The organism is Deinococcus sp. (genome assembly GCF_025362455.1).
Lineage (GTDB): Bacteria > Deinococcota > Deinococci > Deinococcales > Deinococcaceae > Deinococcus.
Genome location: NZ_JANYGJ010000015.1, coordinates 1 through 6,462, shown reverse-complemented (window position 1 = coordinate 6,462; position 6,462 = coordinate 1). Strand labels below are relative to the sequence as shown.

General features: G+C 60.2%; 7 protein-coding genes. 3 read left to right on the top strand and 4 right to left on the bottom strand.

All coding sequences use genetic code 11. The features are described from left to right. Positions 1 to 193 precede the first annotated feature (193 nt). On the top strand, positions 194 to 496 hold the full coding sequence (locus tag Q0R23_RS01210) for a hypothetical protein (RefSeq protein WP_293909482.1): 303 nt from the start codon (positions 194 to 196) through the stop codon (positions 494 to 496). Positions 497 to 511: 15 nt separating this feature from the next. Here the strand turns inward: Q0R23_RS01210 and Q0R23_RS01205 are convergent, their stop codons facing one another. Next, positions 512 to 877 (bottom strand): hypothetical protein, encoded by a 366-nt coding sequence (locus Q0R23_RS01205; protein ID WP_293909479.1) that lies wholly within the window; start codon positions 875 to 877, stop codon positions 512 to 514. Positions 878 to 879: 2 nt separating this feature from the next. Then, the gene (locus tag Q0R23_RS01200; RefSeq protein ID WP_293909476.1) at positions 880 to 1,704 is read right to left on the bottom strand and encodes a hypothetical protein; all 825 of its coding nucleotides are present in this window, start codon (positions 1,702 to 1,704) and stop codon (positions 880 to 882) included. Positions 1,705 to 1,875: 171 nt separating this feature from the next. On the opposite strand from Q0R23_RS01200, the gene Q0R23_RS01195 reads away from it, so the two are divergent. Further along, complete coding sequence (locus Q0R23_RS01195) at positions 1,876 to 2,061, top strand: hypothetical protein (RefSeq protein ID WP_293909473.1); 186 nt, start codon at positions 1,876 to 1,878, stop codon at positions 2,059 to 2,061. Positions 2,062 to 2,123: 62 nt separating this feature from the next. Here Q0R23_RS01195 and Q0R23_RS01190 read toward each other — a convergent pair whose 3' ends face one another. Further along, positions 2,124 to 3,080 (bottom strand): dienelactone hydrolase family protein, encoded by a 957-nt coding sequence (locus Q0R23_RS01190; protein WP_293909471.1) that lies wholly within the window; start codon positions 3,078 to 3,080, stop codon positions 2,124 to 2,126. A gap of 114 nt (positions 3,081 to 3,194) precedes the next feature. Further along, positions 3,195 to 3,917 carry a hypothetical protein gene (locus tag Q0R23_RS01185; protein WP_293909468.1) on the bottom strand — a complete coding sequence of 241 codons (723 nt, stop codon included), beginning with the start codon at positions 3,915 to 3,917 and terminating at the stop codon, positions 3,195 to 3,197. Positions 3,918 to 4,007: 90 nt separating this feature from the next. On the opposite strand from Q0R23_RS01185, the gene lepA reads away from it, so the two are divergent. Beyond that, positions 4,008 to 5,810: a translation elongation factor 4 gene (lepA, locus tag Q0R23_RS01180; RefSeq protein ID WP_293909465.1), complete on the top strand. Its 1,803-nt coding sequence runs from the start codon at positions 4,008 to 4,010 to the stop codon at positions 5,808 to 5,810. Positions 5,811 to 6,462: the final 652 nt, after the last annotated feature.

The window sequence follows — 6,462 nt, the reverse complement described above, 5'->3', positions numbered from 1 at the left end:
ACTTCACCGCCACGCGCCCGGCGAGTGACGGGTTGCTGCGGAGACCCGCCTCGTAGCAGTTGCGGAAGCGCCCCTGATTCTGGCGGACGACGCGCTGGATGACCTCGGCCGGGAGATGCCCGTTGGCCTCGAAGTCCTTCGCCATGCGCCACGTCGGACCGTTGCCCGGGTTGTGTCCTCCCGGGAGGCGACCATGACCGATGCCGCGGCACGGGCCAGGGCCGGCGCAGGTGCCGTTGCCGAGGTGACCGTCGAGCGAGCGACCGAGACCGCCGATGTCGTTGATGCCGATGCCGTCGGCGTTTCCGCCTCCGCCTTCGCCGGGGCCGGTGAGCCCGAGACCCGAGCCGAAGGCGTCACCGATGTCGCCCGCCGTGGTAAAGGCGTCCTTGCCGAAGATGCTGCCTGCCTCGGTGAGCTGGCTCGCCAGGCCGGGTTTGTTCAGGATTTCACACCATGTATAGAATATGCTTCAATCATTAAAGCTATTCGTTGAAACCCGAATCAAAAGCTAGAGTGTATTTCTCCGTTCCTCCTCCTCACTTTCTCTTATGAACCTCGCAGCGGCGGTTAGAACGCTAAGATGCCCAAGAGATGTTAGCACTCTCTTTCTGTCGTGTACCATAACCTTCTTTTCATCAACGAGGCTGAAGAGGCTGAAAACGTACTCAGAGAAAGTGTTTGTTTCTTCGTCATTTAGATCAGATAAATCAAGAAAGTAATTGAACCGCGATTCATGGTATTTTTCCAACTCGATTGAGGAAAATCTCTTGTCAAACTCCATATTGTCTATTATTATTTCAAAGATGGTTTTCTCCCCCCTCCATGGACATATACTTGGATATTGCTTATCGAAAAATGTAATACTAGCAGCCATACTTACCTCAGTTTGACAACTCGTTTGAGTTGCGCAGGAGTCAATTTACTCAGCATATCATTGAGCGGTCCGCTCTCAAATCCTGCCGGCATACGCCTCATATCAATTATGATAGTTGTACCTGGAGTAGTTAGAATCTCATGTTGTACAGAATTAATGAAGCTTTTATCGAATCTAGTATTCGGGTTTGTCCCCTTAAAGTCATATTTAGCGCCATTAGATCCTTTATAGTCATAGGATGTATCGTCTTTACCACTAATCTTGGGGGGGCGAATCATCTTAACGCCAGATTGAACTCTGAATGCCAGGGCGGCTTCGGCTTCGTCTGGCCTCCAAGCTACTCCATCCCACGCGAGGCTGTCAAACTCCAGTTTGTTTTCCAACACTGTCACTAACGGACGCAGCGCGTCCTTTCTCGCTTGCACACTCCCAGTTGCTGAAGTTGGCCCTTGCGTCTCCCCAGCCGAGCCTGTCCCATTCGGCCCAGCTTCACTACCCGTAACACCGTTGGGTCTGCCCGACAGCGGCACCTCTTCCCCAAGTCCGACCCGTCCCAGGCCCCTGGCTGCACCCTCAAAGAGGATACCACCCGCAATCATCGAGCGGATTACCGCGTTTTCGCAGCCTGTTTTTGTCGCAGCGACCCCGTATTGATTGGCGTTGCTGACGCACGGAATCACAGTCTCCTTGAAGTAGCTGATATCAGATCGGGTCTGCTCAGCCAATAGCGTTGCCGCGTTGAATCCACCTGCGTAGTAGCTCGGAAAATTGGCGACGCTGCTAAGAACTTTCTCGCCCTCCTGTGCATCCTGAACGATTTGTTCCATGCATGCGGTGTCGTTGCCGCAGTGGTGCCAGATATAGGTGGCCGACTGACTCCTCGAAAGCGCCCAATACTTATCGAATACTGACTTACGACAGACGACAGCAGCGGAATCTTGAATCGAGGCCCCATTACCGACTGCGTCATTATTGCATTCAGCGATATCTTTCTTGAATTGAAGAGCCTGTGCGTGGCGACCACCGTCCCCGGCCAGCACCACGAAGGCCCGGTGATCTTTCGCCGCGAACCTATCTTCGTCGTGCGCTGCGCCGAGCAGGTCATCGCGGCGAATATGAGCACGGTGGGCCAGCCCGGCCAGCCAGTCCAGCCCGGTCAACACCTGGCGTTCACGGCGAGCTGACTGGGCTTTGGCTGACTGGGCTTTGACAGAGGCGTAACAAAGGGCCAGGCGTCAACAGAGTTTCACAGGTTGGCCCGCAGCCAGATCAGCGTGCTGGCCCAGGCATTCTCCGCCGCCACCTTGTTGTAATTAGCGCCGGTATCGTTGTGGAAAGCGTGGTTGGCGCCGGGGTAGATCTTCAGCTCGTGCTTGACCTTCGCCTCGGTCAGCGCCTTGCCGGTGGCTGCCGCGTTGCCGGTGATGCGGGTATCGAGTTCGCCGTAGATGCCCAGCACAGCGGCCTTGATCTTGGGAATATCCGCGAACGTCGGTGAGGGGCCGTAAAACGGCACGGCGGCTTTCAGGTCGGGCAGCAGGGTACTCATGCGCCAGGTGACGCCGCCGCCCCAGCAGAAGCCGGTCATGCCAAAGTGGTCGGCCTGGGCGCCCGGCTGCGATTTCAGGAACTTGACCGCCTCCAGCCCGTGTGCCACCAGATCGTCGGGATTGAATTTGGCGATGATGGCCGAGATGGCGGCGATGTCGCTGTACTTTTTGGTGCCGCCGTCACGGCTGCCCGCGTCCACCGAGACGAAATCGGGCGCCAGGGCGATGTATCCGGCTTTGGCCATCCGCCGGGCCACGTCCTCGATGTGGGGTTGCAGGCCCTTGTTCTCGTGAATAATCATTACGATGGGCGCACTCGCCACGCCTTTTGGCCGGGCCAGGTAAGCGTAGTTGGTGCGGCCCAGCGCCTGGTAGGTCACGGGGCCAGCGTCCAGGGCGGAGTCGGCGGGGTCCACGTGGTAGCTGTTGGTGGCCGCCTCGTTCTGGGGCGCGGCGCTCTGGGCAGCCGCCAGCTCGGCGGCGCTGACCCCGGCCACGCCCAGGGTCGCCAGCAGTGCCCGCGCCCCGGTGATCGAGCCGCCCAGCAGCACGCTGCGGCGCAGAAACTCACGGCGGGGCAGCTCGCCCTCGTGGTAGTCCTCGGCGAATTCTTCGGCCACGTACCGGAACAGATCCTGTTCGTACTCGCTCATGGTGTACCTCCTGGTTGGGAAACAGTTCAATATTGAACGAGTTTGAGAAGGGGAAGGTCAAGCTACGGTGAGAGTGCGGTGAAGGAAGGGCGGCCAGGCGCTAAAGAGTGGGGCTCAGGGCACGATACCGAAGTGTTGATCGGGCAACGTGACCGCGAGTGTGCCGCTGTCAAAGCTGACGCCTTCGATCCGTAGCCGCAGCGTGTAGCGCCCCGGTTCCAAATGCAGAGCGGGATTGAAGTGATTAAGAGAGAGGTAGATTGCAGGCGCATCGCAGGTCTGAAACGCCGGGCAGAGAGCAGGCGGAGGGGCGAGCAGGGTCCGGGGACCGTCGCCGCTCCAGTTCACCACCTCTCCGCGCTCGTTGAGCAGGATGTAGTTCAGTGACCTCAGCCCCCAGCTCAGTTCCTGATTGAACACCGTCCAGTTTCGCAATTTCACGTCAATTTTCAGCCTGGCACCGGGCTTTTGCGGCACAATCGCCTCCACCTCGGCGCTCACTGGCCAGGTCGGGCCGCTGGCGGGTGGGAAGACTTTCGGCGGCGCGGTATTGACGATGACCCTGACGTCGTATCCAGCCCGCCTGAGCAGGCGCTGAAGCTCGTCGGCGCCGACTGTGCCGGAGCCGTACAGCTCATCAGGATAACAACTTGAAGCGGTGCGTGAACTGAATATCTCAAATTCCACCGGAACCCTCGCCAGCACCTCGTTGAAGCTCGGCAACGTCGAATCACAGACGGGCGGCGGCAGCGGCGGAGGCGCCGGATTCCCGCTCTGCGCCGCCGCCCAGCCCGCATTCAGCATCAGCCACACCATCAAGCTCCGCAGTCTCGTCACGCCTCTGACTGTAACCCACACCCACCGCTCCTACCCGCGCCGGGCCTGCCGTCCTATTCTCGCTGCCCGCTGACCGCTAGACTACCCGGTATGCAGGTCAGGAATTTTTCAATCATTGCTCACGTCGATCACGGCAAGAGCACGCTCGCCGATAGAATTCTGGAGCACCTGGGCGCCATGGGCGAGCGCGACAAACGCGACCAGACGCTCGACACGCTGGAGCTGGAGCGCGAGCGCGGCATCACCATCAAGTCCACGCCGGTTCGGCTCAGCTACACGCGGCCCGATTCCAGTGGACACGGCGGCGAAACGTACATTCTCAACCTGATCGACACTCCAGGCCATGTGGATTTCAACTACGAGGTCTCGCGCTCGCTGGCGGCCTGTGAGGGCGTGCTGCTGCTGGTGGACGCCTCGCAGGGCGTCGAGGCCCAGACCATCGTGAACGCCTACCTGGCCATCGATTCCAACCTGGAAATCATCCCGGTCATCAACAAGATCGACCTGCCCGCCGCCGACCCCGAAGGCGCCGCCGCCGAGCTGGAGGAAGTGGTCGGCATCCCCGCCGAGGGCGCCATCTTCGCCAGCGGCAAGAGCGGTATCGGCGTGCCGGAGATTCTGGAGGCCATCGTCGAGCGCATTCCCTCGCCGCCCGGTGATCCGGACGCGCCGCTCAAGGCGCTCATCTTCGATTCGGTGTTCGACGCCTACCAGGGCGTAATCCTGTTCGTGCGGGTGCTGGAAGGCCAGCTCAAAGCCAAGGACAAGATTACGCTGTACTCCACCGGCAAGCACTTCGAGGTCGATAAGGTCGGCACCTTCACGCCCGGCCTGATCGTGGGTCAGCACCTGACGGCGGGCGACGTGGGCTGGGTCGCGGCTGGCATCAAGGACATCCACGACGCCCAGGTCGGCGACACCCTGATGGAGCGCGAGCGGCCCATCACCGACCCCTTTCCCGGCTTCAAACCGGCCCGCCCGGTGGTGTTTTCGGGTCTGTATCCGACCGACACCGAGGACTACCGCAAGATGCGTGAGGCGCTCGAAAAGCTCAAGCTCAACGACGCGGCCTTTTCCTTCGAGCCGGAAACTTCCGAGGCGCTGGGCTTCGGCTTCCGCTGCGGTTTTCTGGGGCTGCTGCACGCCGAGATCATTCAGGAACGCCTGGAGCGCGAATACGACCTGGACCTGATCGCCACCGCGCCCGCCGTCGTCTACCGCATCACCATGAACAACGGCGACATCTTCGAGACGCAGAACCCGGCGCAGTTTCCCACGCGCGACCGCCTCCAGCTCATCGAGGAGCCGTACATCAAGCTGTCGGTGATGCTGCCTGAGGAGCACGTCGGCTCGGTGATGCAACTCTTGCAGGAGCGGCGCGGCAGCATGGTCACCATGAACTATGTGGGCCGCCGGGTCGAGCTGATCTACCAGGTGCCCTTCGCCGAGATTCTGTACGACTTCCACGACCGCCTCAAGAGTATTTCGCGCGGCTACGCCAGCATGGATTACGAGATCACCGATTACCGCCAGGGCGAACTGGTCAAGGTCGATATCTACGTCAACAACGAGATCGTGGACGCACTGGCCGTGATCGTCCACGAGGACCGGGCCTACGCGCTGGGCCGCAAGATCGTGGACAAGATGGCCGAGGTCATTCCGCGTCAGATGTGGCCGGTGCCGGTGCAGGCCATGATTGGCGGCAAAATCATCGCCCGCGCCACCGTCAAGGCGTTCCGTAAGGACGTGCTGGCCAAGTGCTACGGCGGTGACATCTCGCGCAAGAAAAAGCTGCTCAACAAGCAGAAGAAGGGCAAAGCCCGCATGAAGCAGATCGGCACTGTGGAGGTGCCGCAGGAAGCCTTCCTGGCCGTGCTGAGCACCGACGACTAAGTATCTCCTTGTAAAGCTTTAGCTTTACCGAGCGGAGCGGCCTAGCGTCGCCAGCGGCGCTGTTCAGGCCAAGAAGCGGGCAGGCGTGCCCAGGCGCGTCCGTTCTGCCCAAGAAGCGGGCGGGCGTGCCCAGGCGGACTTGCAAAGCTCCGCAGGAGAGGAGTGGCATCCTCATGGGGACGAGTGGCGTCCTCATGGGGACGAGTGGCGTCCTCATGGGGACGAGTGGCGTCCTCATGGGGACGAGTGGCGTCCTCATGGGCGTCCGTTCACGAGGACAGTCCGTTCACGACGACAGTCCGCTGTGCCTAAGAAGTGGAAGCCCGAAACGTGAGCAAGGACATACTTAGAAGAAATTGCCCACGCGCCCCCGGCTTCCAGGTCGGGGGCGTTTTGTAGAGTGTCTGATAGAGACTGTCTGGCAGAGGCTGTCTGGCACAGGATTGAGTTGACTACTGGTCAACCCGGTTGGGCGACCAGGCGGCCTTCCCGCCTCATGCACGACATTCTTTCCATTCTGCGTCCTGCTCAGTCAAAACTACTCGCTCCGCTCGGTCATAAAAAGGGTCTTTTTATGACATCTGCTCTAATCAACGCAACCTAACTGTCAACCGCCCAGCCAGCTCAGTGACGCCATGTCCCCACCCCAACC